General features: G+C 60.2%; 23 protein-coding genes. 6 read left to right on the top strand and 17 right to left on the bottom strand.

What is annotated here, in order from left to right; genetic code table 11:
* Nucleotides 1-246: 246 nt before the first annotated feature.
* From ACYQ6M_RS07110 to ACYQ6M_RS07095, 4 genes are all read right to left on the bottom strand, one after another.
* Nucleotides 247-1,362 (bottom strand): helix-turn-helix transcriptional regulator, encoded by a 1,116-nt coding sequence (locus tag ACYQ6M_RS07110; protein WP_460072945.1) that lies wholly within the window; start codon nucleotides 1,360-1,362, stop codon nucleotides 247-249.
* A gap of 175 nt (nucleotides 1,363-1,537) precedes the next feature.
* A complete protein-coding gene (locus ACYQ6M_RS07105; protein WP_023000941.1) occupies nucleotides 1,538-2,923 on the bottom strand; it encodes a homospermidine synthase in 1,386 nt (461 codons plus the stop codon).
* A gap of 863 nt (nucleotides 2,924-3,786) precedes the next feature.
* Entirely contained in the window at nucleotides 3,787-4,338 is a 552-nt protein-coding gene (locus ACYQ6M_RS07100; protein WP_055654983.1) for a GNAT family N-acetyltransferase, read from the bottom strand.
* Between the two features lie 10 nt (nucleotides 4,339-4,348).
* Nucleotides 4,349-5,479, bottom strand: coding sequence for a type III PLP-dependent enzyme (locus ACYQ6M_RS07095; RefSeq protein WP_152506242.1), 1,131 nt, complete (start codon nucleotides 5,477-5,479; stop codon nucleotides 4,349-4,351).
* Between the two features lie 705 nt (nucleotides 5,480-6,184).
* On the opposite strand from ACYQ6M_RS07095, the gene ACYQ6M_RS07090 reads away from it, so the two are divergent.
* Nucleotides 6,185-6,565 (top strand): VOC family protein, encoded by a 381-nt coding sequence (locus tag ACYQ6M_RS07090; protein WP_460072942.1) that lies wholly within the window; start codon nucleotides 6,185-6,187, stop codon nucleotides 6,563-6,565.
* A 28-nt stretch (nucleotides 6,566-6,593) separates the two neighbouring features.
* Here ACYQ6M_RS07090 and ACYQ6M_RS07085 read toward each other — a convergent pair whose 3' ends face one another.
* On the bottom strand, nucleotides 6,594-8,246 hold the full coding sequence (locus ACYQ6M_RS07085) for a pyridoxamine 5'-phosphate oxidase family protein (RefSeq protein WP_460072940.1): 1,653 nt from the start codon (nucleotides 8,244-8,246) through the stop codon (nucleotides 6,594-6,596).
* A 77-nt stretch (nucleotides 8,247-8,323) separates the two neighbouring features.
* On the bottom strand, nucleotides 8,324-8,944 hold the full coding sequence (locus ACYQ6M_RS07080; RefSeq protein WP_023000935.1) for a glutathione S-transferase family protein: 621 nt from the start codon (nucleotides 8,942-8,944) through the stop codon (nucleotides 8,324-8,326).
* A gap of 176 nt (nucleotides 8,945-9,120) precedes the next feature.
* Here ACYQ6M_RS07080 and ACYQ6M_RS07075 point away from each other — a divergent pair, with 176 nt between their 5' ends.
* On the top strand, nucleotides 9,121-10,017 hold the full coding sequence (locus ACYQ6M_RS07075; protein WP_062488416.1) for a LysR family transcriptional regulator: 897 nt from the start codon (nucleotides 9,121-9,123) through the stop codon (nucleotides 10,015-10,017).
* Here the strand turns inward: ACYQ6M_RS07075 and ACYQ6M_RS07070 are convergent.
* From ACYQ6M_RS07070 to ACYQ6M_RS07040, 7 genes are all read right to left on the bottom strand, one after another.
* On the bottom strand, nucleotides 9,995-11,626 hold the full coding sequence (locus ACYQ6M_RS07070) for a sensor histidine kinase (protein WP_460072938.1): 1,632 nt from the start codon (nucleotides 11,624-11,626) through the stop codon (nucleotides 9,995-9,997). The genes ACYQ6M_RS07075 and ACYQ6M_RS07070 overlap by 23 nt on opposite strands.
* Nucleotides 11,623-12,345: a response regulator gene (locus ACYQ6M_RS07065; RefSeq protein WP_460072935.1), complete on the bottom strand. Its 723-nt coding sequence runs from the start codon at nucleotides 12,343-12,345 to the stop codon at nucleotides 11,623-11,625. The genes ACYQ6M_RS07070 and ACYQ6M_RS07065 overlap by 4 nt, the downstream gene beginning before the upstream one ends.
* 65 nt (nucleotides 12,346-12,410) lie before the next feature.
* Nucleotides 12,411-14,753, bottom strand: a complete 2,343-nt coding sequence (locus ACYQ6M_RS07060) for a VIT and vWA domain-containing protein (RefSeq protein WP_460072933.1) — start codon at nucleotides 14,751-14,753, stop codon at nucleotides 12,411-12,413.
* Nucleotides 14,750-16,246 (bottom strand): exosortase T, encoded by a 1,497-nt coding sequence (gene xrtT, locus ACYQ6M_RS07055; protein WP_460072931.1) that lies wholly within the window; start codon nucleotides 16,244-16,246, stop codon nucleotides 14,750-14,752. The genes ACYQ6M_RS07060 and xrtT overlap by 4 nt, the downstream gene beginning before the upstream one ends.
* 41 nt (nucleotides 16,247-16,287) lie before the next feature.
* Nucleotides 16,288-17,130: an ABC transporter ATP-binding protein gene (locus tag ACYQ6M_RS07050; protein WP_297834832.1), complete on the bottom strand. Its 843-nt coding sequence runs from the start codon at nucleotides 17,128-17,130 to the stop codon at nucleotides 16,288-16,290.
* Nucleotides 17,123-18,142 (bottom strand): FecCD family ABC transporter permease, encoded by a 1,020-nt coding sequence (locus ACYQ6M_RS07045; protein ID WP_460072928.1) that lies wholly within the window; start codon nucleotides 18,140-18,142, stop codon nucleotides 17,123-17,125. The genes ACYQ6M_RS07050 and ACYQ6M_RS07045 overlap by 8 nt, the downstream gene beginning before the upstream one ends.
* Entirely contained in the window at nucleotides 18,142-19,131 is a 990-nt protein-coding gene (locus tag ACYQ6M_RS07040) for a FecCD family ABC transporter permease (RefSeq protein WP_209169495.1), read from the bottom strand. Before ACYQ6M_RS07040 ends, ACYQ6M_RS07045 begins: the two co-directional genes overlap by 1 nt.
* Nucleotides 19,132-19,223: 92 nt before the next feature.
* On the opposite strand from ACYQ6M_RS07040, the gene ACYQ6M_RS07035 reads away from it, so the two are divergent.
* Together ACYQ6M_RS07035 and ACYQ6M_RS07030 are read left to right on the top strand one after the other, a co-directional pair.
* Complete coding sequence (locus ACYQ6M_RS07035; protein WP_460072926.1) at nucleotides 19,224-20,132, top strand: ABC transporter substrate-binding protein; 909 nt, start codon at nucleotides 19,224-19,226, stop codon at nucleotides 20,130-20,132.
* A 132-nt stretch (nucleotides 20,133-20,264) separates the two neighbouring features.
* Complete coding sequence (locus tag ACYQ6M_RS07030) at nucleotides 20,265-20,642, top strand: VOC family protein (RefSeq protein ID WP_460072924.1); 378 nt, start codon at nucleotides 20,265-20,267, stop codon at nucleotides 20,640-20,642.
* A gap of 13 nt (nucleotides 20,643-20,655) precedes the next feature.
* Here the strand turns inward: ACYQ6M_RS07030 and ACYQ6M_RS07025 are convergent, their stop codons facing one another.
* From ACYQ6M_RS07025 to ACYQ6M_RS07010, 4 genes are all read right to left on the bottom strand, one after another.
* The gene (locus tag ACYQ6M_RS07025; RefSeq protein WP_031269258.1) at nucleotides 20,656-21,123 is read right to left on the bottom strand and encodes a GFA family protein; all 468 of its coding nucleotides are present in this window, start codon (nucleotides 21,121-21,123) and stop codon (nucleotides 20,656-20,658) included.
* Nucleotides 21,124-21,195: 72 nt separating this feature from the next.
* Entirely contained in the window at nucleotides 21,196-21,639 is a 444-nt protein-coding gene (locus ACYQ6M_RS07020) for a MarR family winged helix-turn-helix transcriptional regulator (RefSeq protein WP_168684131.1), read from the bottom strand.
* A 264-nt stretch (nucleotides 21,640-21,903) separates the two neighbouring features.
* Nucleotides 21,904-22,902 (bottom strand): hypothetical protein, encoded by a 999-nt coding sequence (locus ACYQ6M_RS07015; protein ID WP_460072921.1) that lies wholly within the window; start codon nucleotides 22,900-22,902, stop codon nucleotides 21,904-21,906.
* Nucleotides 22,903-23,096: 194 nt separating this feature from the next.
* Nucleotides 23,097-24,242, bottom strand: coding sequence for an EF-hand domain-containing protein (locus ACYQ6M_RS07010; protein ID WP_460072919.1), 1,146 nt, complete (start codon nucleotides 24,240-24,242; stop codon nucleotides 23,097-23,099).
* 235 nt (nucleotides 24,243-24,477) lie between these two features.
* Between ACYQ6M_RS07010 and ACYQ6M_RS07005 the strand changes: the two genes are divergently transcribed.
* Both ACYQ6M_RS07005 and ACYQ6M_RS07000 read left to right on the top strand, forming a co-directional pair.
* The gene (locus ACYQ6M_RS07005) at nucleotides 24,478-25,206 is read left to right on the top strand and encodes a response regulator (protein WP_023000920.1); all 729 of its coding nucleotides are present in this window, start codon (nucleotides 24,478-24,480) and stop codon (nucleotides 25,204-25,206) included.
* On the top strand, nucleotides 25,203-26,648 hold the full coding sequence (locus ACYQ6M_RS07000) for an ATP-binding protein (protein WP_460072917.1): 1,446 nt from the start codon (nucleotides 25,203-25,205) through the stop codon (nucleotides 26,646-26,648). The genes ACYQ6M_RS07005 and ACYQ6M_RS07000 overlap by 4 nt, the downstream gene beginning before the upstream one ends.
* Nucleotides 26,649-26,651 lie beyond the last annotated feature (3 nt).

Genomic DNA, 26,651 nt, shown 5'->3' with positions numbered 1-26,651 from the left:
CAGGTTCGGGTAGATGGCAACCGTTGTCACCAGCGTTTGAACCTGACACGAGCCCTGTCACCGTCTCTTGTTAGCTCATCCCCTTCCCGGCCTCCTGTGACCAGCGACACTGCCCGAACAGCAGGCGCAAACGGTCTTGACATGAACCGGGGGAAACAAGGCAAGGCGGCCCGGGTCCGGCAAGATCAGCGACAACGGATCCAGTATAAATCTGTCAGGCATTCCGGATGGCAAGAGCTTCGCAGGTCAGCGAAGTCGGAAGAAGCAGAACCGCTCGACCAGCCGCAGAAGATCTTTCTGCGAGCGGCAGTTGGCCTTTGCCATTGTATTCTTCAGGTGTTTTCTTGCGGTGTCGAGTGAGATGCCGCGCTCAATGCAATGTTGCGACAGATCCTGCCCGGACGCGATTGCGCCAACCACAAGCTCCTCGGAAGGTGTCAGGCGGAACAATCCGGCAAATTGCCTGATCTCCGATGGGTCCGGCCCATGCTGCATGTGGAGCGGAATACACAGGACAGCCAGCATCGAGCCGCCACCACCGATCCCTCCGGGAACGGGCAGGAAGCGGACCCCGATCTGATGATCCGTTGTATCGGTGAGCGTAACGGTCTCGCCCGAAGGAACGCTCGAACGGAAGTGAAGGGCATCTAGGGCAAGCGCAAGACGCCGGTTCAAGGCCCTGTCCCGGAAGACAAGACCCCGGCTGCTCATTTTCAGAACCTGTTCTTGCTGCAAGGCTTCGGCCTGATCGTTCGCGAAGACGATCCTGCCCCCTGCGGTCACCAGAATTATCCCTTGCCCGCGTGCCGTCAGGAGATTGCCGAGCGTTTCCGTATTCGCTTTTGCTTCAGCCAGTGTCAGATGGATCCGCAAGGCCTGCCGGGTATGGCCGAGGACCAGCTGCTGAGCCTCGAGCTGATCTTTTTCCCAAGGCTCCTCTTCATAGAGAGAAAAGCCAAGCCAGCTCAAGCGATCGGGCATGGCGAGTTGAGCGCCAGTTACCTCGTAGAGTTCGAAAGGCAGCAGGTTCTCGTGATAGACAGGACTGGCCATCCGCTCTTCGTCGGTCCACAGGAGCTCTCCGTGCAGAACTCTTCCGACCGGTGCATCCAGGATGCGCGGATACCTGACATCAAGCTCTGCGTAGGTGCCCATGTAATCCTTGTGAAAATCAGGATCCATGCGAACCGTGACGAAGAGGTCGTCCCCCGCATCTGTCAGGTTGTTGGAGAAGAAGTGACAACTCTTTGCCTGGAGGGCGTCAGTCACCTCTTCCATGGCCGGCTTCCAGAGCTCCGCCGTAACCGCGGCCTCATAAAGGCCCCGGATGGCAGCGTTCAGTCTTGCCTGATCGACTTTCAACTTGCCCTCGCCGAATGGTTGCACCCTATGACGTATATTCTGCCAAGATTTATTTCAAGAATGTTATGTAGATCACAAAGTTTTCGCGTTCGGCGACTTTCCGAATTTCAACAAACAACAAAAAAGCCGCCGGAGTTATCCGGCGGCTATTTTCACCAAAGGTTGCCCTTTTTCGTTATCGCACCAGAATGTTACGGAACTGCCAGGGATCCTTGGTGTCGATATCTTCCTTGTAGAAGCCAGGCCGCCCTTCCAAAGGTGTCCAGTCCGTATAATAGCCTTTGACCGGGCCAAGATACGGCAGCTGAATTTCGAGGCAGCGCTTGTAGTCCATCTCGTCCGTCTCGACGATGCCCGCTTCCGGGTTCTCCAACGCCCAGACCATTCCGGCCAGAACGGCCGAAGTCACCTGCAGACCGGTCGCGTTCTGATACGGCGCAAGGTCCCGGGCCTCCTCGACAGACAGCTGGGAGCCATACCAGTAGGCGTTTTTCTTGTGACCATAGAGCAGAACGCCGAGTTCATCGATGCCGTCCTGCAGTTCACTTTCGTCGAGAACGTGCAGCGTCTCCTGAACCTTTCCTGCGGAGCCGAACAGTTCATGCAGCGAGAGCACGGCCACGTTCGCCGGATGATAGGCATAGTGGCATGTCGGGCGGTAGCTGACCTTCTTGCCGTCGCTCACGGAGAAGTAGTCGGCGATGGAGATTGCTTCATTGTGCGTGACGAGGAAGCCATATTGCGCGCCTGGCGTCGGGCACCAGGTCCGCACACGGGTGTTGGCACCCGGCTGTTCCAGATAGATCGCAGCCTTGCAGCCTTTCTTGTGCTTCTTGGCGTTCGCAGGCTTCCAGGTTTCGTGCGTACCCCAGCCGAGTTCCGCGGGCTGGAAACCTTCGGAAAGGAAACCTTCCACCGACCAGGTGTTCCAGAACTCGCCGAATGGTTTCGGTTCCTTGGCTCGCTGGGTGTCACGCTCGGCAATATGGATGCCCTTGACACCCACCTTCTTCATCAGCTTGGCCCAGCCCTTCTGGCTGGACGGTTCCTTGAACTTGACGCCGGTATCGGTCGCGATATCCACCAGCGCCTTCTTCACGAACCAGGAGACCATGCCGGGATTGGCGCCGCAGCAGGAAACTGCCGTAGTGCCGCCAGGATGTTTCTTCTTTTCGCGTCGTACGGCCTCACGCAGTGCATAATTGGTCCGGTCGGCTGCCGTTGCGGTGTCGTCGAAGTAGAACCCCGGCCAGGGTTCGACCACGGTGTCGATATAGAGCACGCCAAGCTTGCGGCAGAATTTCATCAGGTCCAGCGATGAAGTGTCCACAGACAGATTAACGACAAAACCCTGCCCCTCGCCCTCCGTGAGCAAAGGCGTGAGTATGTCCTTGTAGTTTTCAGGCGTCAGGGCGACTTTTTCGAACCGGTATCCCCGGTCGGTCACCAGCTTGGCATCACCATCAACCGGGTCGATGACGGTAAACCGGCTCTTGTCGAATTTGAAATGACGCTCGATCAGCGGCAGCGTTCCCTTGCCGATGGACCCGAGACCGATCATCACAAGCGGGCCGGTGATCGTTCCGTGAACAGCGCCTGCTGATGCTGTAGAATCTGCTTTCGGTTCAGCGGCCTTCGAAGCTGCCGCCTTCGGTGCAGAAGCTTTAGGAGCGGCTGTCTTCGCCTTGGAAGCATTCGCTGCTTCCGGTTTCACCGGAGCCGCCTTTTTGGCAGCCGGCTTGGCTGGCGCTTTTGCAGCAGCAGGTTTCGGTGTCCTGCTTGTCGAAGGTTTTGTGGCCGCCACAGACTTTGCGGGCGCTTTCGCGTCAGCTGCCTTGGTGGCGGAGGCGGACGGCTTGTTGGTTGCGGGTTTCGCAGCAGCAGGCTTTGCAGAGGCTGTTTTGGCCGGAGTTTTTGCAGCAGCCGGTTTCGCAGCCGCCGGTTTCGCAGCCGCCGGTTTGGCGGGCGCAGCCTTGGCTGCAGCCGGCTTCGCAGACGGTGATTTGGCAGGTGTGGATTTGGAGCTTGCCGGCTTTGCCGATGCGGCTCTGGAAGCAGGCGTACGCGATGTGGTCTTGCGCCGTGTTGTTGGCTTTGCGGCAGCTTTTACCGCCAGCTTCTTCGGCGCACCGTCGTTGGTGTCGTCGGTCATATGCGTAACTCCAATCCTATCCGATATGCCGCCCACATCGCTTCCAGAGGGTCCGGCCCGTTGGGAAATCCTTCAAACAGCAAAGCGCACTTATTGCGCCTTTGTTAGGTGTGGCTGGTTTCTGCAGGAATTTCAAGTCTTCTCGGTGAAAGCCCGTTCAAGGAAAGACAAATGACTGTCTCAACCCCTGTTATTTTTAAACAAACAAGCCTGTGCTTAAAAAACAAGAGACGGCGGCGAAAAACTTCGCCGCCGTCTCCAAGTCTAAAGCTTCAAATTGCTTGCGAAACCGAGAAGACGTCTTCCCGGGCAGCCGGCACTGCCATCGGATCCAGTACACCGGATGCAGAAAGCACACCCTCCAGGCCGTCAATGTGCCCTGGAGTGAACTCGAGTGCGAGGAAACGGTGATAGTCCACCGGTCCCGGCATCCCGACCTTGTCGAGAAGGCCCGCAGCAAAACCGAAGCGGGTATAATACGGCTGATCTCCGACCAGGATCACGGATCCATGGCCAAGCACGGCAGCCTGGTTGAGGGCGTGCCGCATCAGGCGGTCTCCGACCTTCAGTCCCCGGCAAGCCGGATCGACGGCAAGGGGTCCGAGCAACAGGCTTTGCGAGCCGTTGCGGTCCGCCACAGACCAGAGCCTTACCGTGCCAACGAGCTTGCCAGATTCGTCGATTGCAGAAAATGCGAAGACCGGAAGCCGGCCTTCACGCAGACGCTCGGAGGTTTTCCTGAAGCGGTCCTCGCCGAAACAAAGGTCAAGCAGACCCTCGCGGGCGCCGGTGTGATCCGGCGCCTCGTCCACAATATCAATCATGGCACTTGCCTCAGATGACGAAGGACGCCAGCGGCGCGAAGCCGTTGAAGCCGACCGTGGAATAGGTCGTGGTGTAGGCACCACAGGCCTCGATCAGCACCTTGTCGCCAATGGACAGGCTCACCGGCAGTTCGTACGGCGTCTTTTCGTAAAGAACGTCGACGCTGTCGCAGGTCGGGCCAGCCAGCACGCAAGGTGCGGTGGTGTCGCCGTCGCGCGGGGTGCGGATCGGATAACGGATCGCCTCGTCCATGGTTTCGGCCAGGCCGTGGAACTTGCCGATATCGAGATAGACCCAGCGTACTTCGTCGCTTGCGGATTTGCGGGAAATCAGCACGACTTCAGCTTCGATCATGCCGGCATTGCCGACCATGCCGCGGCCCGGCTCGATGATGGTGGACGGCAGACGGTTGCCGAAGTGCTTGCACAGCGCCTGGAAGATCGCTTCGCCGTATGTCGAAACGCCCGGGACGTCCTTCAGGTAACGGGTCGGGAAGCCCCCACCCATGTTGACCATTTTCAGTTCGATGCCGCGGAGCGCCATTTCCTGGAAAACGCCTGCTGCCATGGCGAGAGCGAGATCCCACGCCGTGAGGTTGGCTTGCTGGGAGCCGACATGGAAGGAAACGCCATGGGCGACAAGGCCGAGCCGGTGCCCGTGTTCGAGGACGTCGGGCGCCATTTCGGGGTCGCAGCCGAATTTGCGGGAGAGCGGCCACTCGGCGCCGACACCGTCGCACAGGACGCGGCAGAAGATTTTGGAGCCAGGGGCAACGCGGGCGATTTTTTCAACTTCTTCGACGCAGTCGACGGCGAAGAGGCGGACGCCATACTGATAGGCACGCGCAATATCCTTCTCCTTCTTGATCGTGTTGCCGTAGGAAATGCGGTCGGCGGATGCGCCGGTTGCCAGCACCATTTCGATTTCGCCGACGGAGGCGCAATCGAAGGAGGAGCCGAGGCTTTCCAGGAGCGACAGGATTTCAGGTGCCGGGTTGGCTTTCACTGCGTAGTAGACGGAGGTGTCCGGCAGGGACTTGGCAAAAGCTTCAAAGTTGTCGCGCACGATGTCGAGATCGACAACAACGCACGGGCCATCTTCGTCACGTCGGCGGAGGAAATCGCGGATACGGTCGCTCATTGGGGGGCTCCCCTCTTTCTCAATCTCAGCCGCAGGCGCGCTAATCCTTGGCGTGCGCGCTGCGTTCACGTCGCAGGGTGCTGCAATGCGCACCGGGCCTCCCCCGGGATGGAACCGGAGGCCGGGTTGACTGCAGCGACGGTTGGGCTATGCGACTGCCAAGCAGCACAAAGCTTTCCCGCGTCGGGAAATGCCGTTGATTGGATCGGGAGAACCGAACCGCACGTCGGGCAATGATGTAACAAGTGCCTCTTCAGTGACGCCGGAGGTTGGAAACCCCGGCAGAGACCAAAAAAGCCCTCTTACGTCGTTGCTTTAAGCCGTCCGGATCTCAACTGCCCCGCCCCTTGGCGGATTGTCTGGCAGCGGCCCCTTAAGAGATGTCTTGTTGAACATCCCATGGACGACCACGGGCACGTGCGAATTTGGGCAAGGCGTATATGCGCCCGTTCGCCCCCCGATGCAATAGGAAATTTTCAGTTGCAGAAGGTTTTTTTCACGCTGAACCGGACGAGTGGTCTTCAGAGCCGAAAGCCTTGCCCGACCTTAACTATTTGCTAAAAATTGTGACAGTCCCGGCAGGTGTTTCGCGGTGCCTTGCCCGGTTCCCTGGATGCCGACCGGCATTGACTTGCCAGCCCTCGAGGGTCAGACAACAAATCACCACTTACCGGACCAAACGGACCGCTCTGGAAAGGCCAGCGCATGAAGATCGGAAAGCTAGACCACGTCAATCTTCGCACCACGCGGCTCGACGAACTGATCGCCTGGTATGGCGACATTCTCGGGATGAAACCCGGACCGCGTCCCGATTTTCCCTTTCCAGGTGCCTGGCTCTACGCGGGTAACGATGCAGCCATTCATCTGGTCGGCGTTGAGGGGCCGGAAGCGACCGGATCCGAAGCCAAGCTGAAACTGGAACATTTCGCCTTTACCGCTTCCGGCCTGGAGGCTTTCGAAACAAGACTGAACGAGCGCGGCGAACGTTATCGCCGCTCCGTTCAGCCCGGCACGGGGACGGTTGCCATCAATGTCTGGGACCCGGACGGCAACCATATCCATGTCGACTTCACCCCGGAAGATTGACGACCGGACTGATACGCCCGGATCTCCCTCAGAAGGCTTCGAAGTGGATCCGCTCCTGCGAAACACCAAGCTGTTCCAGCCCGGACTTCAGATCAGCCAGGAAGGCAGACGGACCGCACAGGAAGTATTGCGTCTGCAGTGTGGGTGACAAGTCCAGCAGCTGTTGCGCTGTTATCCGGCCGACCGCATCATAATCCTGACCTGAAACGTCCGAAGGCTGGGGGCGGCTATAACGGATCTCGTGCCGAATGTTCGGCCTCCCCGCCGTCAGGCTTTCGACTTCCTGCCGGAAGGGATGATGATCGCCATCCCTGACACTCTGGACAAACCACACGGGACGGCTCCCGTCCTCACCAGCCAGATGATGCAGCATGCTCAGGAGCGGCGTGATACCGATGCCCGCACTTGCCAGCACCACCGGCTCCTTCGTCTCCGGCAGCGCAAAATCACCAGCCGGCCTTCCAGCGTCTATGTATCCGCCAACCTGAAGCACATCATGCAGGAGACGCGAGACAAGTCCGTTCGGCTCGCGCTTCACGGATATTCGATAGCGGCCTTCGGACGGATCGCCGGAAAGCGAATAGCTTCGCTGGATCTTGCCATGGCCGGCAGGAAGGCTGAGTTCGATCGGCAAATGCTGACCGGCCTTGAACGAAGGTAAAGCTCCCTCGTCGCGAGCCTCGAACACAAAAGACGTCACGTCGGAACTTTCCCGGATTCTCTCGGCAAGCCGCAACGACCGGATTGCCGATGCTTCTTTCTGCCAGCGCAAATGCAAGACCGACGTCAGTTCAACGATTTCGTCGACCTCGAAGGACACGAGTTGACGTGCACCAGGCACTTTCGCCACTTCTTCCGCATCCCAAACGATCGTTGCCCGGCCGGTCACCTGCAACAGGCTGCCGCTTGCAAAATCCAGGAACAACAGCCCTGTTCGCGCATCCGCCAGAATGTTGCCGAGCGTGTTGTAGAACCTGTTGCCCGCATAGTCGGGGAAGATCAGCCGGCGATCATCCAGAACATGCACGAAGCCGCGTTCACCACCCCGGTGAGACACGTCCATGCCAAAGGCCTCGTCATCTCCCTCTCCCCGGTAGCCGGTTGCGATGAAGAACGTATCGGCAGACCTGATCCACGCCGTTTGCCTCGCGCTAAGACGTGATCCACGAACAGCTTCTCCCGAGGCAGCTTCCGTGCTCCAGCGCACATCCCGTGCCCGGATATATTGCGGGCAATTTCCGAACGACTGCCCGACAGCAAACCGGAACCCCTCGGACCCTGCTGACGCGACTGTCCCGTTGACGCGATTGCGCCGCCGGGTTGCAAGCTCGATCCCGATGAAACCGACATCCGCGCCTTCGACAAATGCCTCTTCCAGGGCGTCTCCTGCGACAGGACGCGCTGAAATCGTCAACGACCCGGGATCGGGTGAGCGTACAAACCCGGGCCAGCCCTCCAGCACTGTCGCCCAGGGGCGACCGGCAGGATCGCGCGCCGAGGCGATCATGAATGGCTGGTCCTCAAAGAAGGCCCGATGTTGATCAGGCATGAAGCCACGGATGGCACCACGCGCCCAGCGCTCCACGTCCCTGTCACCAAGTCGTTCTTGCACCTGGCGCTCGCCGTCATGAAACGGAGAAGGGATGACCGTCCGGTTTGCAGTCTCATCGATCTCAGCCATCGTCAAATCCTCTCGGTACCTTCAGGAACGCCAGACGCAGGCCCTTGCTTGCAAGAACCTGCAGCTCCGGTGAAACGTTACGCGGCAAGGCCTGCTTTGGTGGCCGGCATGGCCACAAAGCCCGGCAAATCCTCGATGCGCTTCAAAAGACCGCGGATGCGCGGATAGGGCTCCAGCGAAACGTTGCCTTCCGGCGCATGCGCCGTGTAGCTGTAGATGGCGATGTCAGCGATCGTCGGCCGATCGCCAACGAGCCACTCGCGGCCGTCCAGATGGGCTTCCAGGTTATCGAAAGCCACCTTGGCGACAGACTTTGCACGTTCCGGATCAAGCGGCCGTCCGAAGACCGTGATCAACCGCGCCGCACCCGGTCCGCTGGCAAGTTCACCGGCGGCAAAGGCCAGGAAGCGATGAACTTCTGCTTCCAGATACGGATCTGTCGGCAGCCAGTCCGGCGCATATTTGCGGGCCAGGTAGACGAGGATCGCGTTGGAGTCAGAGAGCACGGTCGAACCATCTTCGATGACCGGAACCAGGCCCACCGGATTGAGTTTCAGAAACGGATCGCGTTTGTGCTCGCCATTGGCCAGGTCGACCTCGACCAGCTCGTAATTGATGCCGGTGAGGCTGGAAAAGAGTTCCACCCGGTGGCAGTGACCGGAGAGCGGAAAACGGTGGATCTTGATTGCGTTGGACATCGCCAGCTTCCTCTTGCCTTGAAGGATCTTCCTGCGGCCGAAGCGTCTTGGTCCGGTCCGCTGCCTGCAATATGCCTCCTGACTTGAATGGAGATAATCTTCGAATTCATTCAATGATTATGTACAAATAGGGGATAAATAGCTGACGAGAGCAGGATCCGCCGAGGACAATAGTGATGGACAAGATCGAAACCATGCGAGCCTTCATCGCCGTCGCGCAGGAAGGATCCTTCACAAGCGCGGGGCGACGGCTGGGCCTGTCGACCAAGCTAGTCAGCAAATATGTCCAGCATCTGGAAGGCCAGTTGAAGACCCAGCTTTTCAACCGGACCACGCGCAGTGTGTCCCTGACCGACGTCGGCGCTGCCTATCTGGAACATTGCCGGCCGATCCTGGAGCAGATCGATGATCTGGATTCGCTTGTGCGTGAACGTCAGGGCGCCCTGGCTGGCCAGATCAGGCTGACGGCACCGACAGGCTTCGGCAGCACGAGGCTGAGCGAGGCGCTTGTCCCTTTCCTGCGCAAGCATCCGGATGTCGAGGTGGATATGCGCCTGACCGATCACCGGCTTGCCCTGGTGGAGGAAGGTCTCGATCTGGCGATCCGCATCGGAGCCTTGCGGGATTCCACCCTGATCGCTCGAAAGCTTGCCGGCATGCCGCTGGTTCTTTGTGCCTCACCGGATTATCTGAAGCGGCACGGCAGACCGCAGGACCCAAGAGCCCTTTCAACCCATGTCTGCCTTGTCGACAGCAATCAGACCGAACTCAACACCTGGCGGTTTCATTCCGGGGACGAAGAGCAGGTCATCCGGTTGCATGGTGCCGTCCGCTCCAACTCTCCCGGAGCCCTGGCCCGTATGGCAATGGGAGGTCTCGGCCTCACCATCGCGCCGCTCTATGCCATCGAGGACGCCCTGGCGGACGGACGGCTTGAGCGCGTGCTGCCGGAATACAAGACCGACACGTTCGGCCTCTATGCACTCTACCCGCCCAACCGGCACCTGACCCGCCGCGTGCGTGCACTGCTCGATCATCTGGCCGCAGTGTTCAGCTCCCGCTGGCCGGACTAATGGCAGGTGGCCTCACCGGAAAGAAGAGTTCGAAAGTAGCACCGTCGGCACCCGACAGCAGTCGGATCGCTGCACCATGGGCCTTCAGGAGCGCCTGGACGATGCCAAGCCCCATGCCGGTGCCCCCGCTTTGCCGCCGGGTGGTGAAGAAGAGTTCGAAGACCTGGTCCTGATTGCCTTCGGAAATGCCCTCGCCATCGTCTTGCACCTGAACTGTCAGGCCTTTCTCGTCGGGCACAGCAACAATCGATACCCTGGACGCGGCGTGGCGGCGGGAGTTGTCGATCAGGTTTTCAAAAACGATCCGGGCGTTTTCCGCCGACATCGGCAGATCCGCATCGCCGGACAGGTCAATTTCCAGCCCTTCGAAGCGTCTCCTGAGCGCGGTGGCAACTTCGCTCAGCCGACAACTCCCGCCGATCTCGACGCTGTCGGCCCGGGCGAGATCTCGAAGTCGGTTCAAGAGCTTCGAGGCACGTTCGGTATCGTGCAGGATATTGCTCAGGAACTTCTCCCTGTCCGCGTCGCTCAGCTCTGCCCCTTCGTCCTTCAACAGCTCCGCGGCACCCTGGATAGAGGTCAGCGGCGTCTTCAGCTCGTGAGTCACGTGGTTGGCGAAGGTGGAGATATAGTCATTCCGATCGAACAGCTTGCGCGACATGTCCAGCATGCTTTCTGAAAGCGCATGGATCTCGCGGTTGCCGTGAATGGCAAGCGGCACCAATGCATCCCGCTCGCCATTACCGATCGCCAGAGAACGCCGTGTCAGTGCCTTGATTGGTCCGGTGATGGCGCGCGCGAAAATGAAACCGACGACAAAAGTCGCAGCCAGCACAAAGACCACGACCCAGAAGACGGCCTCGCGCTTAACGAACATTTCCTTGAGGATATTGCTGGGTGTTCGCGAGGCATAGACAACGCCCGCGACCCGGTCGCTCACGATAATCGGCATCGCGACAAAAACGCGAACGCTGGTTCCCCGGCTGATGGAATATATCGGCTGCGGATTGTCGACGATGCGCTCGCGCAGCGCACTGGCATAATGTCCCGAAAGCGCTCTTTTGATCTCCTCCACATGGGCAAGCGACAGGCCAATATCCTCACGTCCGGCGATGATCACGCCATTGAAATCCAGCACCCGGAATCCGGCCAGGGTCTTCTTCTGAGTTTCCTGCAGGATGCGGTCCACGGCTTGTCCGGCACTCAGGTATTCGAGAAGTGGTGGTTCGGCAGCCGGCCGTGGCGCCCCTCTTCCGGGCAAGACATTTGTGCGCGTCAGATCGAGTTCCGGAAGTTGCGGCGTCCAGCTTCCGCCCGGGTTCCGCAGATAGATGCTGCGACTGCCGGGCACCTCCGTAGCCTTCGCAACTTCCGGCCCCAAAGGCAGGTCGGCGCCACCAATCTCCTCAAGGCGCTGCGCCATTGCCGCGGCAATTGCCGCCGACTGCCCGATCAGCTCCGCTTCTGTCGTCTCGATGAGCTGGTTTTCATAGACGCGAAAGAAGGCGACACCTGCGAGAGGCACCAGCAGCATGATGCCAAGAACACCCGCCACCACGAGCGACAGTGGCGGACGCCATTTGTCTCGGAAGGTGCGCGACAGGATCATCCGCCGTTTCCATTCTCGACCCGGCAGGGCCCAAGCCGGAATCCGACGCCGTGCACGGTCTCGATGGCATCGCCGCATCCAACGGTTCCAAGCTTGGCGCGGATGTTGCGGATGTGGCTGTCAATGGTGCGATCGGAGACGTGGATATTGTCCCGGTAGGCATTCTGGAGGATCTGCTCGCGGGTAAAGACGATCTTCGGCCGGACCAGCAGGGTAGCCAGGATATCGAACTCGATGGCCGTGAGCGTGACAGGCGTTCCATCGACTGTCACATGGCGCTGCGACCGGTCAAGTTCGACCGCACCGAAACGCAGCGCAGGCAAGTCTTCAACTATTTCGGCAGCCGCGGGGGCGCCATAGCGCTTCAGGATCGCGCCGACGCGGGCGATCAGTTCGCGCGGGCTGAAAGGTTTGGTCACATAGTCATCAGCGCCCAGTTCCAGACCGACGATCCTGTCGATCTCGTCATCGCGTGCCGACAGAAACAGGATCGGCACCTCCGACGTGCGGCGCAGATGCCGGCAGACGTCCAGCCCGTCCATTTCCGGCAGGCCGATGTCCAGAACGATCAGGGACGGATTGCATAAAAGCGCCTTGTCGAGCGCTTCCTTCCCGTCAGCGGCAACTTCGAACACATAGGACGCTTTTTGAAGCGCGAAACAGATGACGTCCCGGATATGCGGGTCGTCATCGACAACAAGAATGGTTTGACCTGGCAAATGTCTCTTCCCGAAAAATGGCCCCGCAGTTGCCTGCGAGAGCGTTACCAATAGCGAAGCACGGATCAGGTTTCCAGCCACCAACCATCCCGGCGCAACGTACGGGGCAAGGCAAGATCCAGCTCGCCAGACGCAGCTTCCTCATCGCGTGACCGGCCCGCCCGAACCCTTTCCCGCAACTTGCGGAAGCTATTTGCCAGTTTAAGCCGGAACCGGGCAACCACAGCCAGGAGGACCAGCATCACTCCCAATATGCCCTCCGGTTCCGGCGCGGAACTGCCGGAAAGGTTCAAGGACGGATAGGCATTGGTCGAAACGCCTGCAACCTGCGACAAGGGCACGTTTCGGTGAGAGGCGGTCGCCGGTGCACCGTTCACCACCTTTTCAGAGACGGCGACAAAGGACGTGAACCGGGTCTGAAGCGAATAGGTCAGGCCCAGATCGACGATTTCCTGCTTCAGTTGCATGTCGGTGCTGCCGCCGATCGTATAGGCGCGCTCCTTGTCGAATATCTGCTCACGCGCCCAGATCAGCGGCAGGGCCCGACTGGAAACCGCACTGCCGTCGACAGAAGACTTCAGGTCGATTTCAAGCGGCAGTCTGGCAGCATGTCCGTTGACCAGACCGTTGATGAAAATCGTATGCTTGCCGCCGGCAGCGTATCGCCCCATCACGCGCACCGAGCCGCCTTCGAACAGATCGGGTATCCTGGCCGGGCTCTGTCCCTCGACCTTGAGACCGTTCCAGTCGATGGCGATGTCTGTCAGGAGCGGTGTTTTCAGGTTTGCGGCAAGGTTTTCCGCCGCTTCGCCCGCGTCTTCTCCCAAAGCCACGTAGCGGGCATAGCCCCTGCCCTCCGTGGCCATCGCATCCAGCAGAAACCGGTTGACCGAGTTGCCGACGCCGAAGGCATAGATACGCGCCTTGCCGATACGGCTCGCGACACTCGAGATCACGGTCGCCTCGTCGCCGATATAACCGTCGGTCAGAAAGACAACGATGCGTGTGGTGTTTTCCGGTTGTGCCTGATCAAAGGCGGTGTTTACGGCCTGGTTGATTTCCGTCCCGCCACCGGTCGAAAGGCCAGCCACGAACTTCAAGGCCTGCCGCTTGTTTCGCTCCGTTGCCAGAACGGCATTTCCGGCAAATTGGGAAGTGTTATTGGAAAAGCGGAGGATGCGGAAATAGTCATCAGGGCGCAGAGACTTGATCACTGCTGTCATGAAGGTCTTGCTCGCTTCGATCGGCTGCCCGCTCATGGACCCGGATGTATCCAGCACGAAGACAAGCTCGCGCTGGCCAATCATGTCTTCAGCCGGCAGTTTCGGCGGCTCGATCAGCAGCGAAAAATAGCCCCCGCCATCGGCTTCGTACCGGGACGAGACACCGGCAGCAACATTGCTCTGTGCGGCAAGCTCATAACGCAAAACGAAATCCCGATTGTCGATGGCCCTGCCGGACTTGAAGCGGACTGTCCGCATTTCGCCCTGGCTGGAAACCTCCAGTGCATGGGTATCGCTCGACAGCCGCGAGACAGGCATCGGTGCCTTGAGAGCAAGTTCCAGCGACACCCGCCTCGGATCGATTTCCTTCGGAGCATTCTGCCCGATGACCTCCGGATAGGCCGGAAGCTTGTCGATCTGCCAGCCGGAGACTGTTTCACTGTGCTTGAAGGCAGCAGGTTTCACTGAGACGGGCTCATCGCTCGCATATTCGGTATCGCCGTATCCTGGACTGTCGTCCTCCGGCACACTTTTGTCCGCGATGTTTTGCGAATGCTTCAGGGCGGGTTGCGCGCCCAGCCCCCCGTAACGAGGCCCCACCACCATCGGCATTACCAGCTCATAGGCGCCGTCGATCTTGGGGACGGTCTGGGCGTATTCCAGTGTCACCTTCACCGGGCGACCGGGCATGAGATGCGCAATATCCTGGGTGAACATGTTGGGCCGGTGCTGCGTCAGAAGGGCAGCGGCCTTGCCTTCCCGCTTCGCCTTCTCGAAGGTTGCCTTGGCATCTTCCTTCTTCTTCATCCGCGCCACGATGGTCTCGCCGTCGAGATCCATCCGCATGGCGTGGATGGCGGCCTTCTGGTTCAGCGGAAACAGGTAGGTCGCACTAAGTGGCAACTTGGTCGGGTTCAGGAAGGTCTGCGTCAGTTCCACATGGGCAACATCGCCGTCAACCTCGACCCTGTAATCGGCCTTCAGAAGCGGCAGATGGATCTCCTTGCCATCGGCTGTGGCAACCACGGTGCCGGACAGATCGTCGAGGTCTGGCTCGGCTGAAGCCTGCAGCGCTGAAAGCGTGCCAAAGACGATGGCCAGCGAGGCTGCCAGAGTAGCTTTCAGTGTGGCTTTCAGAGTTGGTTTTAGAGAACTGGCAGACGCCAATGGGGACAGGAACGTCATATGCGTTTCTCCTTTTGGTCAGGGAAAATACCGGAAGTGCGGGTGTTGAGATCGAGCGCAGCCCCTGCGGCGGCCTCAAAGGCGGCGCGTTGCGGCTCGTCCAGAGTCCACGGGGTAATTCGCTGAATGCTGGTCCAGGTGGTGCCGGGCCGTTTCAGCCACAGCCAGATCGCCTCGGCGATGTTGTGGGTCGTCTCGCCGGTGCTGGAGGTAAAGGTGACGGCAACGCGCCAGTCCCCACCGGTTTCCGACCGGGCCCGGTAGAGCGCTGTCGGAACCGGTTCGAAACGGCTGCCGAGAAAGGTCACATCGAAGCCGAGCCCGCGCAGGCAATCGTCCGGGGCGTGCAGGTGGCGCAGCGGCGAAGAGGTGTGCACGAGCGTCAGTGCCATCGGCCCGTAGCGCCGCTTCTGGGCGTAGCCACCGTATTGCCGGAAATATTGCTCCTCGATCGGCAACAGCGCTTCGTCGACACCGACCTCACCTGCCAGTGTCAAAGGCAGCGGCTGCGGCCGGGACGAAGCCGAGACATCAAGCGCGTGCCTCGGCAGGCTGACGATGAACAAGGCAAGGCTCAGGAACACCAGAGCAGACATCTTCTGCAAGGGCCGCGACATCACCGGCAAGCTGAAGACAGCCCGGGCAGCGCGCCACTCAGCGGGACGTGGCTTGTAGAACGCCAGCACCGGTGCCATCGACAGAAGAAGCGTCAGATAACCGATAATGTCGTGAAGCGGCTGCGCCATGACATCGGCCTCAAGGACACTTTCCGGATACGCAATACCGACGGCAAGCAAAGCGATGCGCAGAGAATTGCCGATGAGAGCCAGCCCGAGCGTGATGCCAATCCAGAGCACGGCAGTCAGCAGGTTCGGCCGGTAAAGCGCAGTCAGGATGACCAGAAAGGCCATGGCGAGCATCAGCCCGGATGTGCCCGAGCAAGGCAGGTCCACCAGAACGTCCTTGCCGGCAAGGCCGATCCGGATGCCTGAGCACGAGAGATCCGAAAAGAAGAGGCCGAGACCGCCGCAGGAAAGCTTGGCCGACAGTTCCTGCAGCGGATAGCCGAGCAGCCGTTGCAGAATGCGCTCGACCGGCAGAGTGAACAGAAACAGGACGGAAAGCCAGAATGGGGAAACGGCTCTCTGCCTCTCCCCTGTCCGAAAAAGGGTCGCCAGCGCGAAGACATCAATTGCCAGCGCCACCCCGCCGATCACGTTGATCGCCAGAACCTGGCTTGCCAGCCGGATCAGCGCCGCCGCCAACAGGAGCAGCACTGCCATTTGCCGGTGCCCGATCGAATTCTGCCGAACCGGGCTCGTCATCGACCAGAGCACCAGGGCTGCCACCGCGACCAGATAGAGCGCGCCGGTGGATGGGTAGGACGGGTCAGTCCATGTGCCGATCAGCCAGCGCAGCGGCTCGTAGGCAAGGATCAGCGAGGCCAGGAGGAAGGCCAGTGAGGTCGGGGAAGAGGTTGCCAGGCGGGTCATGGCACCTGTTGTGCCAAGCCCGCTTGCAGGCCTTTGTCAGCCTATGTGCAGATTTTGCGCATTTTGCCGGACGACTGGCCGGAAACGCCCGCGCCGGTGGCCTTGCCCCAGGAAACGATGACCGGTCGTTCCAACCCGTCCAGGGGCATGATCCTGCAGGCGATGCCAAATACGGAAGAGACGGTCGCTTCTGTCAGCACTTCCGTTGTCGGCCCGTTGGCGGCGATCCGTCCCTTTTCGAACAGCACAACGTGATCGGCATAACGCATGGCCATGTTGAGATCATGCAGGACAATGACGAAGCTTCGGTCCTCGGAGCGGCTCAGGTGCTTGACGAGGTCCAGCAACTCAAATGCATGGGCAATGTCCAGATGGTTGGTCGGTTCGTCCAGGAAGATCCGGGGCGCATCCTGCGCCAGTGTCATGGCAACCCAGGCACGTTGCAGCTGCCCGCCGGAAAGCTGGGCGAGAGCCCGGGTTTTCAGCTCGGTCATTTCGGTGATTTCAAGTGCACGGTCGCAGGCAGCCCTGTCCGCTGCCGATGGCCCGCCGAACCGGCTTCGATGCGCAAACCGCCCCATCAGCACCAGATCCTCAACCGAAAGATCCGACGGTGCATCGGGCGACTGGGACAACATGGCGACCTGGCGCGCAAGATCCTTCTGCGACCAGTCGCCAAGCGCCCTGCCTGCGATTTCCACATTGCCGGCATCCGGCCGATGCAGACCGCGCATCACTTTCAGGGCCGTCGATTTGCCGCTGCCGTTCGGTCCGCAAAAGGCAATGATCCTGCCGTCGGGCAGGTCGAGGCAGACCTCGTTCAGCGCGGGCGCGCCGTCATATGCGGCACTGACACGATCGAGACTGGCCAGAGTGTCAGGCATGGGATTGCCGTCCTTTTACAAGCAGATAGAGAAACAGCGGCGCACCGACGAGCGCAGTCAACGCGCCTGCGGGCAATTCCAGCGGCGGCGCGATGATCCGGGCCAGCGTGTCGGCTGCCAGCACCAGGAAGCTCCCGGTCAGAGCCACGGAAACCAGATATCCGGACCGGAACTGACCGTGGAAGATCCGTGCAACATGCGGCGCGACCAGACCGACAAAACCGATGGCACCGACGTGGGCCGTTGCGATGGCCGTCAGGAAAACGGCAACTGCCAGCAGGCAGAACTGGGCCTTGTCCAGCGACAGGCCGGTCACGGCAGCGCTTTGAGGATCAAGTACGAGTTGCCGCAGTGTGAGCCGTTGCCACAACAACACCGGGATGATTGCGACTAGGCCGAGACCGACCGCCAGAACGTCCTGCCAGTGGGCTGCACCAACCGAGCCCGTCAGCCAGATCAGTGCCTGACTTGCCCTGTAGACAGGTCCGAGAATAATCAACAGCGTGACCGCGGCCTTTGCGAGTGCCGCGAGGGCAATACCGTACAAGATGATCTTCAGCGGCTTGCTGCCTGCCCGATCGAGCGATGCCAATGCGATCACCAGGGCACCGAAGACGGCCGCCCCGGCGATGGCGGCCAGAGGCTGCCAGTGAATGGAGACTGTCAGATTGTTCGCCTGATCGGAAAACAGCCACAAGAACAGCACGACGCCAACCGCCGCGCCGTCGGTAATGCCCAGAACCGAGGGCGACGCCATGGGATTGCGCACGACCCGCTGCAGCAAGGCACCCGCAAGGGCAAGCGCCGCTCCGGCCAGTATGGCAAGGGCAACACGGGGCAAGCGGAGGGTCCAGACGATTACTTCATCCATGCGGCTGCCTTGCCCGGCCAGCGCCGCGACAACACGTTCCGGCGGCATGAAGCTGGACCCGATGCCCGTTGCAGCCAGCGTCAACGCAAACACGAGCAGCATGACCGGCAGCAGCCTGAAAAGTGGAAATGCGCCTGCCATCACGCTGCCAGCCCTTTCCGCCTGTGAAGCAGATGTACCAGCATCGGCACACCGACAAGCGCAAGAACGGCACTCATCGGCGCTTCACCGGGCGCAACGACAATACGCGCAAGAATATCGGCAAGGACTGCGATCAGGGCACCGGTCAGAAGGGAAAGCACGATCAACTGCCGTGTCGACGGCAGGGCGCCGTCGGTCAGACGCCGGGCAAGATGCGGCGCAACCAGCCCCAGAAACAGCACCGGGCCCGCCATCGCCACCGCCCCCGCCGCAAGCAGGGCCGCAAGACCGAGCGCCGTCAATCGGACTGCGCCAACATTGACACCCACAGACCGGGCACTGGCATCGTCGAGGCGCAGCACATCCAGCGGTGTTGCCAGAAGAAGGCTGCCTGCGACCCCGATGGCAAGCGACGGCAACCCGAGTTGCAACAACCCTATAGGCCTGTCGGAAAAACTGCCCGACAGCCAGAACAGCAGTGTCTCAAGAGCGCTTTCGTCGATCAGCAGCAAGGTCTGCGTGAAGGACGCCAGCAGCGCGGCGACGGTAAATCCGGCCAGCAACGTGGTTGCCGGATTGCCTGCACCGCCAGTGGACGCTGAAATCGAAAAAACCAGGACCGTTGCCGCCAATGCGCCCATCACTGCTGCCATGCCGATACCGGCAAGGCTTGCCACTCCGAAGACCGTCACACCGAAGGTCACGAACAGCGCACCACCTGCATTGACCCCGAGCAATCCCGGCTCTGCCAGCGGATTGCGCGTAACCGATTGCATCAACAGGCCGGAAAGGCCGAGAGAGGCCCCGCAAACCAAGCCGATCGCGGTTCTTGGAAGACGCAACGTCGTCACAATCAGCGCATCTGCGCCCTCGCCCCCCAAGAGCGCGGAAAGGACCGTATGAGGCGTATAGAAGGTCAGTCCGGCATGCAGGCTGAAAATGACAGCCGCGCACAGCGCCAGACACAATGCAATCGCCGGCCGCCTCATGCGCCCTCTCCCCTCCGATTGACAAATCAACGGCCCGTCCATACACGGGTTTAATACTGGAGGCAAATATTCAACTTTTTGGAGTCATTCTAATGAAGATCTGGTCACGCCTGCTGTGCGCCCTGCCGCTGTTTGCAATGCTGGCATCGGCCCCTGCGATTGCTCGCGATGTCACCGACAGCATGGGCACCGTCACGGTTCCGGACGCCCCGAAACGGATTGTCGTCCTTACCAATGAAGGCACGGAAGCGCTGCTGGCACTGGGCGTGACGCCGGTGGGCGCGGCCAATTCCTGGAATGGCGATCCCTGGTGGGACCATATTTCCGATGCCATGGACGGAGCAGAACCTGTCGGCAAGGAAAGCGCGGTGAACCTGGAACTGATCGCGGCTCTGGAGCCCGACCTGATCCTGGCAAACAAGCAGCGGCACGAGGAAATCTATCCGCAGCTGACTGCAATCGCCCCGACCGTCATGTCCAAGGAGCTTCGTGGTGACTGGAAAATCAACTTCCGCCTCTATGCCGAAGCACTCGGCAAGGAGCAGGAAGCGGATGCAGCCGTCGCCGATTACGATGCTTCAGTCGCAGACCTTCGCGAGAAACTTGGTGACCACCTCAACGAGGAAGTTTCCGTGATCCGTTTCGTGCCCGGCCAGATCCGCATCTATCAGCTCGACAGTTTCTCCGGTGTGCTTTTGAAAGACATCGGCTTTCACCGGCCGGCGAACCAGAATGTGGAAGAATTTGCCATCCGCACCGGCAAGGAGAGCATTCCGGATATGGACGGCGACCGGATCTTCTATTTCACCTATGACACGGGCGATGGCAAAGGCACGTCTCTGGAAGAAGAAGTGCTTGCCGATCCGTTGTGGCAGTCCCTGTCCGCCGTCAAGGCGGGCAAGGTGCATCAGGTCAGCGATGCGATCTGGAACACCGCCGGTGGCATTCTGGCTGCAAAGCTGATGCTTCAGGACATTGCCGGCATTTACGGCCTCGACTAGAAAACCGTTCGGCTTCCGCTTGAACGGAAGCCGTTCCCCCACAGGCACCGCCCTGAGATTGCGGATAAGCGGGTTCTCACCGGCACCGACCGGTTGCCTTGCTGTCCGTCATTGAAAACAGAAGGGTAAGCCATGACCACCGACACTTCCTCGCAGCTGCGGCTCGGCCGCATCGCCGCAACACTGGGCGTCAGCGATATTGAACGTTCCCGTACACTCTACCGGGAAATCTTCGGCCTGGAAAAAGTGTTCGAAAACGGCAGTCCGGTTGGCTTTCTGATCCTGAAGAAGGACGATGCCGAATTGCACCTGACACTCCAGAAAGGTTACCGGGCTCCGCCATTCAATCAGGCCCACATCATAGTGTCCGACGCGGACGCCGCCTGCCGGGCCTGCGAGCACCATGGTTTGCGCATCGTCAAGCGCCTCCGGAACAAGGACTACGGCCTCAGAGCCTTCGTCTTCGCCGATCCGGACGGCAACCGGATCGACGTTGCCGAGGAAATCTGACCTGGCCGACCTGCTATCTGGTTGCCAGCTGGTGGGCGGCGAATTCGCCCATCAGCTTCATGAAGTCTTCCGGCGGCGGAAAGCCTTCATAACGGTGCCTGGCAGGCGTTTCCGCCCAAGGCAACTTGCTGGCAGTCATTGTTTCCATGAAAGGTTCTGTCCAGTGGAGGTCGTCGAGCAGGACCGAGCGGACATTGACGATTTCGTCGTACCCGGGAATACGCGTGAACATCCAGGTCTTGCAGTCCGGGCAGAAGTAATGATCCGCCTCAGGTCCCTGCAATCCCCCTTTGACCGGCGTACCTTCGGTCACCTTGAACGCGGGCGCCGGCATGATCGCAGTCAGGGAATAGGCGCTGGAACTCATTTGCTGGCACCCTCTGCAATGGCAGGCACAGGTGATCAGCGGCGGCGCGGAAACCTCGAAGCTCGTGTGGCCACAACGGCATGTCCCCTTGAGTGAAAAAGTCTCTTGCGTCATGTCCGGCTCCATCTGGTTCGGCTGGCCGTTTGGCCATTGGCGACGGCAACTTGCAGAGGTTCGCGTCTCCTTTCAAGTGTCTTCTGGCCTGTGGCAATTGCTGACGAGCCTGGCCAGAACATTCACCACAAGGCTGTAATCAGCCTCGGAGATTCCCTGCATCGCCTTTCTCCGCAAGGCGGTTTGGCGTTCCATCGCGCTTCTGTGGACGTCCCTGCCCTTGTCCGTAAGCCGCCAGAAATCTTCCTCGGACCGAAGAAGCCGCCGGTCTGCAAGACTGATCAGAACCTTGTGCAGGTCCCTTACCTCCAGCATGGGATCAAAGGTCTGTCTCAGCCGGCCAAACGGCATTCCTGCTGCACTTTCGGCAAGCGTATTGAGCACCTGCCAGTCGGCTCGCTCAAGCCCCAGGTCAGACTGGATGGCCTCGATCGCCTTGGTAAGACATTTATCGGCAGAGCGGATCCAGTACCCGATCGGGCGCGTGGAACCCTGCGTTTCAAATGGGATCGTCATGACATGCTCCCTCGACTTCGCAAACGCGAAGGGACGGCATCTCCGCCGCCACAGTCGGGGGTTCTTGCCGGACGGCGTTTATGCCGCCTGGCCGAACAAAGCCTTCACGTGTGAAGGGACCGGGGCTTACCCGGGCGACAGGCCCAACCGGTCACGCCTTTTTCGACAACCTTCAGGTAACCGGACCGCGGCATCCTTGCAATATTGACGACGTGCCAAGAAGCCGGGATGGAACAAAAAAACGTTGGCCGGCCTGGTACCCGGTCAAACTTTCTCCAGCAATGGCCGGAGAGAGGGATGAATGTTCGGGCTTTCTTCCCGGATGAACCGCAGCAGGGCCTTCTCGTTTTCATGCAGGATACCGTCGCGGCCAATGCGCTCCACCAGCCAGCTGGCTTCGTCTTCCGTCACCACCTCATTGGCGGCAATCTCCGCAAGCATCTCGTTTCCGCGGGCGGTGAACGGGTCAGGCGTGTCGCCATAGGCGTCACGAATACCGCCGACACCACCGCTGAACATCTTCTTGAAAAAACCGCCGAGCCCACCTTCAAATCCGCCGGGCTGTTCCAGCCAGTTTTCACGCTCGAGGGCAATCTTGCGGGAGGGTGGCGTGAAACCGGACATCGCCATCATGTAATTGGCAACCGCCTTGGCAAAGAGCTCCGACCAGCCGGGAGCATTTTCCGCCTCTATTGTCGCGTCGTTGAGATCGAACAGTACCTCGGCTTCAGCCTTCGAAATGGCAACGCCGCGACTGCCGGCACCGGCATAGAGCACCCGGCGCAGCAGCTCCACTTCAGCCTCGGCAATGACGCCGGGCTTGAGGTCCAGGCCCGAGCGCGTCGGACCTTTCCCCGAAATCACGCTGTCCGCCACAGCCCGCAGTGCAAACTGTTCGAGACTTTCCGGTGCTTCGCGGGCTTTTTCCAGCACATGCAGCACGGCGTCCAGTTCGGTTTTGCCACAGATATGACCGTCCGCCATGATCTGGGTGACCAGCCAGGCAGCCTTGTCCTCGGATACATAGCCCTCGGGTTTTGCCTGATGCACCAGGATATCGAGGATGGCTTCGGGAAAAAGTTCGTACCAGGTGCCGTGATAGGTGATGTCGGCATTGTTCAGCCGAAAAAGAGCCTCGCCCTCTTCAACGGACACAGCCATATCGCCGTAAACGTAGCGGCGCACGTTGATGACATCATCCTCACTGAGATGTCCCGCTGCTATTCTGGCAGTCACGAATTCATTCAACGTCGGTTTGGCCATGCTGTCCCCCTTGAAAACCGGAACGACTATTGCCGAAATTTCTTGAAGTTACCCTAAAACCGAACCGACAAAAAAAGGGAGCCGCGAGGGACGGCTCCCTTATCCGTTTCCCGTGCGCGGGGTGGGCCGCCGGGGGTGGGAAACGGCTCCGGCCGGTGTGATCGGCCGGAGTTTTTCAGGTGTTCTGCGCCAGATCAGCCGCGGTGGTGTTTACCCCATCCCTGACCTTGACCTTGACCCTGACCACGACCTTCGCCATCACCATGGCCGTGACCTTTCTTCCAGCCGTGGCCCTTGTCCGGACCATGGCCACCTTTCCGGCCACCCTTGAAGTCCGCCTTGGTGATCACGCCGTCGTTGTTGCGGTCGGCGCGCTCCAGCATGCGGTCCTGGTGTTTGCTCTGTTCTTCCGCGGTGATCCCGAGGCTGCCGTCGGCATCGGCACGCTGGAACATGTCGACCACCCGGTTCTCGTTGATCGAAAGCCACAGCGGACCGAAATCCTGAAGCGTGAACGAGCCGTTGCCGTCGGTGTCGGCCAGAGCAAACAATTCACCGCGCCTTGCATCGAATTCCTCGCGGCTCACCTTGCCGTCCGCATCGGTATCGAACATGCCCAGGAACATGCCTCCCGGGCCGCCGTGACCACCACGACCCATGTGGTGTCCGCCTTGTCTCATTTGCGGACCACCGCGCCAGCCGTGCTCACCACGGCCGCCACGCTCTGCTCGCTCTCCGCGCTCACCCCGCTCTGCTCTTTCGCCGCGCGGGCCACGATCATCGTCGTCATCGTCGGCCATAGGGCCACGCGGACCGCGAACACGTTCAACGGTTCCGTTGCCGTCACGATCCAGCATGTTGAACATGCGGTTGGCGAGAAAATCCGCTTCTTCCTGGGTTACAGTGCCATCGCCGTCACGGTCGAGGAACTGAAATGCCCTGACCATGCGGTCATTCGAGCGGGTGAGAAATTCGGCCTTGAATTCCTCCAGACTGATCTCGCCGTTGCCATCTGCATCGGCCGATGTGAACTCCTGCGTCCGGACTTCCTCGATTTCAGCCTTGGTGATGACACCGTCTTCATTGACATCGAAACGTTCGAACAGCCGCTCGGCGCGTTCCTTGCCACCGCGCATGCCATGACCCCGGCCGAAGCCGTATCCCGGACCACCGCGCCCATCCATAAGCGCGACACGCTGTCCGTCGGTCTGCTGAATTTGTTGCCCCCCGTCCTGGTTTGCAGTCGCGTTCTGGGCGGAAGCGGACAGGCCGGCCGTCAGCGCGGTACCCGCGACGCTCGCAGCCAGGGCGGCAATTGCAATCTTCTTGAACGGTTTCATTCCAACAACTCCTTGGTTCGTTGATGAGCTGAAGGTAGGCAGCAATTGTCGCAGGAATACCGTCCGAATGGGCCCGAAGTGTCGCCATCTGTCCCGGATGGGCACTGCGACACACTTTGTTACAAGTTCCGGTCGCGCAAGCGCGTTTCGGAGACTATTTTTACCTTAGAAACAGTAGGATCACAGCGCCCGGCCGGTTTGAGACCATTCCCGGCAGGCCAGATTGGAGAGACACTTGAGCGATCCGAGCCCGCATATCCTGGTGGTGGACGATCACCGCGACATCCGCGAAACCCTTGCGCGCTACCTCGTCAAGAACGGACTGCGCGCAACCGTGGCGGAAAATGCCGCACAGGCGCGCAAGACCCTAAAGGCAGCGTCCATCGATCTTGTCGTGCTGGATATCATGATGCCGGGCGAGGACGGACTGTCCCTGTGCCGTCATCTGGTGGAAACCGGCTCCATGCCCGTGATCCTGCTGACCGCGATGGCAGACGACACAGACCGGGTGATCGGTCTGGAAATCGGTGCCGACGATTATGTTACTAAGCCCTTCAACCCCCGCGAACTGCTCGCGCGCATTCGCGCGGTTCTGCGCCGTACATCGCTTGTGCCGAAGGAACGCGATCCGATCGAGCACGACAGGCTTCATTTCGACGGCTGGTCGCTGAATGTCTCGCGTCGAGAGCTTCTGGACCCGGAAGGGACTTCCGTGGCCCTTTCCAGCGGTGAATTCCAGTTGCTGTGCGCCTTCCTCAAACGTCCGAAAATGGTGCTGAACCGCGATCAGCTGATGGACCTGACAACCGGTCGGACACCCGCCGTCTTCGACAGGTCCATCGACAACCAGGTCTCCCGTCTGCGCCGCAAGATCGAGATCGATCCGAAAGACCCCAAACTCATCAAGACCGTCTGGGGCGGCGGCTACATGTTCACCGCGGAAGTAAGAGACACGGCCGAATGACGACACGTCCGACGCCCCGCCCGATCCTGTCCCGTCTCTGGCCGAGCACCCTCGCCTCGCAGCTGATCATTCTGCTGCTCGCAGCCATCGTCGCGGCACAGGCCTTCAGCATCTGGATCTTCCAGGACGAGCGGCGCATCGCGCTCGTGGCGGCGGCCCGTGACAACCTTCTGTCGCGCGCTGTTTCCCTGGCGGAGCTGATGGAAGATACACCTGCAAACCTGCAGGACAGGATCCTTGTGGCCAGCAGCAGCCGGTTCGCAGTGTTCTGGCTTGGCGACAAGCCGCTGGCACCGGCGCCCGGCAACTCGCGTTTCGAAAAACGCCTGCAGGGCTACATGGCCGAAAGGCTGGAACACGGCCAGACTGTGCATCTCAACATTCTTGCCGACGAAAAACGTGGACCGCGTGGCCGCGAGGCAGACGACGATGACCATCCGAAGTGGCGCGACGAACCGCGGCACGAACGCCCTTCGAAACTGCGCAAGATCATGAACAAGCCGGAAGACCTGTCGCTGTCTATCCAGATGAGTGACGGGCGCTGGCTGAATGTCGCCACCAGCTATCGCCCGCCAGCCGGCGATTTTCTGCCCCTGGTCGTGCAGCTGTCGATTACCGCCCTGCTGATGGTCCTCATTATCGGATTTGCCGTCCGCCGCGTAACCCGGCCCTTGAAGGAACTGTCCGTGGCTGCCGAGAAGTTCGGCCGCGGCGAACAACAGAAGCCACTGACACCCAGCGGTCCGAGCGAAGTCCGCTCGCTGACGAACGCCTTCAACGACATGCAGGACCGCCTGACACGGTTTGTCAGGGACCGCACACGGATGCTGGCCGCCATCAGTCACGATCTCAGAACCCCGATAACTTCGCTGCGCCTGCGGGCCGAGTTCATCGAGGACGAGGAAAACCGCGACAAGATGATCGAAACCCTGGAAGAAATGGCCGCAATGACGGAAGCTGCGCTGCGTTTCGCCAGGGACGACGCCCAGGCGGAAACAGCGGAAAACGCCGATCTTGGTGCGATCCTGGAGGCACTTGCAGGCGACCAGCAGGACCTTGGCCATAAATGTACCGTCGAAACGGAAGAACGCATCGTGCTTCCTTGCCGTCCGGTGGCCTTGAAACGGGCCCTGAGGAACCTGATAGAGAACGGGATCCGCTACGGAGACGGCGTCTCGGTCCACGCGGCCAGATCCGCCGGCGAAGCCATCATCCGCATCATCGACAAGGGTCCTGGCATTCCTGAGGAAAAGTTGAAGGACGTCTTCGAACCCTTTGTCAGGCTTGAAGAATCCCGCAGCGAAGAAACAGGCGGCATCGGTCTGGGTCTGGCGATCACCCGTTCGATCATCCATGCACATGGCGGCCGGATCGAGTTGAAGAACCGTCCGGAAGGCGGTCTTCAGGCCGACGTCAGATTGCCGCTCGGGGCGGGCAAATAGACT

This window comes from Roseibium sp. ROS1 (assembly GCF_054658215.1).
This window is presented reverse-complemented; position numbering and strand designations above follow the sequence as displayed.

What these genes read in the sequence shown, in the direction of transcription:
- ACYQ6M_RS07070 (WP_460072938.1), bottom strand. Translation starts at nt 11,626, where the DNA reads ATGATCCTGTCGCGCACCTTCCGAGACAAATGGCGTCCGCCACTGTCG.
- ACYQ6M_RS07090 (WP_460072942.1), top strand. Translation starts at nt 6,185, where the DNA reads ATGAAGATCGGAAAGCTAGACCACGTCAATCTTCGCACCACGCGGCTC.
- ACYQ6M_RS07045 (WP_460072928.1), bottom strand. Translation starts at nt 18,142, where the DNA reads ATGGCAGGCGCATTTCCACTTTTCAGGCTGCTGCCGGTCATGCTGCTC.
- ACYQ6M_RS07095 (WP_152506242.1), bottom strand. Translation starts at nt 5,479, where the DNA reads ATGAGCGACCGTATCCGCGATTTCCTCCGCCGACGTGACGAAGATGGC.
- ACYQ6M_RS07100 (WP_055654983.1), bottom strand. Translation starts at nt 4,338, where the DNA reads ATGATTGATATTGTGGACGAGGCGCCGGATCACACCGGCGCCCGCGAG.
- ACYQ6M_RS07020 (WP_168684131.1), bottom strand. Translation starts at nt 21,639, where the DNA reads ATGACGATCCCATTTGAAACGCAGGGTTCCACGCGCCCGATCGGGTAC.
- ACYQ6M_RS07040 (WP_209169495.1), bottom strand. Translation starts at nt 19,131, where the DNA reads ATGAGGCGGCCGGCGATTGCATTGTGTCTGGCGCTGTGCGCGGCTGTC.
- ACYQ6M_RS07050 (WP_297834832.1), bottom strand. Translation starts at nt 17,130, where the DNA reads ATGCCTGACACTCTGGCCAGTCTCGATCGTGTCAGTGCCGCATATGAC.
- ACYQ6M_RS07035 (WP_460072926.1), top strand. Translation starts at nt 19,224, where the DNA reads ATGAAGATCTGGTCACGCCTGCTGTGCGCCCTGCCGCTGTTTGCAATG.
- xrtT (WP_460072931.1), bottom strand. Translation starts at nt 16,246, where the DNA reads ATGACCCGCCTGGCAACCTCTTCCCCGACCTCACTGGCCTTCCTCCTG.
- ACYQ6M_RS07080 (WP_023000935.1), bottom strand. Translation starts at nt 8,944, where the DNA reads ATGTCCAACGCAATCAAGATCCACCGTTTTCCGCTCTCCGGTCACTGC.
- ACYQ6M_RS07030 (WP_460072924.1), top strand. Translation starts at nt 20,265, where the DNA reads ATGACCACCGACACTTCCTCGCAGCTGCGGCTCGGCCGCATCGCCGCA.
- ACYQ6M_RS07025 (WP_031269258.1), bottom strand. Translation starts at nt 21,123, where the DNA reads ATGACGCAAGAGACTTTTTCACTCAAGGGGACATGCCGTTGTGGCCAC.
- ACYQ6M_RS07000 (WP_460072917.1), top strand. Translation starts at nt 25,203, where the DNA reads ATGACGACACGTCCGACGCCCCGCCCGATCCTGTCCCGTCTCTGGCCG.
- ACYQ6M_RS07105 (WP_023000941.1), bottom strand. Translation starts at nt 2,923, where the DNA reads ATGATCGGTCTCGGGTCCATCGGCAAGGGAACGCTGCCGCTGATCGAG.
- ACYQ6M_RS07015 (WP_460072921.1), bottom strand. Translation starts at nt 22,902, where the DNA reads ATGGCCAAACCGACGTTGAATGAATTCGTGACTGCCAGAATAGCAGCG.
- ACYQ6M_RS07085 (WP_460072940.1), bottom strand. Translation starts at nt 8,246, where the DNA reads ATGGCTGAGATCGATGAGACTGCAAACCGGACGGTCATCCCTTCTCCG.
- ACYQ6M_RS07060 (WP_460072933.1), bottom strand. Translation starts at nt 14,753, where the DNA reads ATGACGTTCCTGTCCCCATTGGCGTCTGCCAGTTCTCTAAAACCAACT.
- ACYQ6M_RS07075 (WP_062488416.1), top strand. Translation starts at nt 9,121, where the DNA reads ATGGACAAGATCGAAACCATGCGAGCCTTCATCGCCGTCGCGCAGGAA.
- ACYQ6M_RS07010 (WP_460072919.1), bottom strand. Translation starts at nt 24,242, where the DNA reads ATGAAACCGTTCAAGAAGATTGCAATTGCCGCCCTGGCTGCGAGCGTC.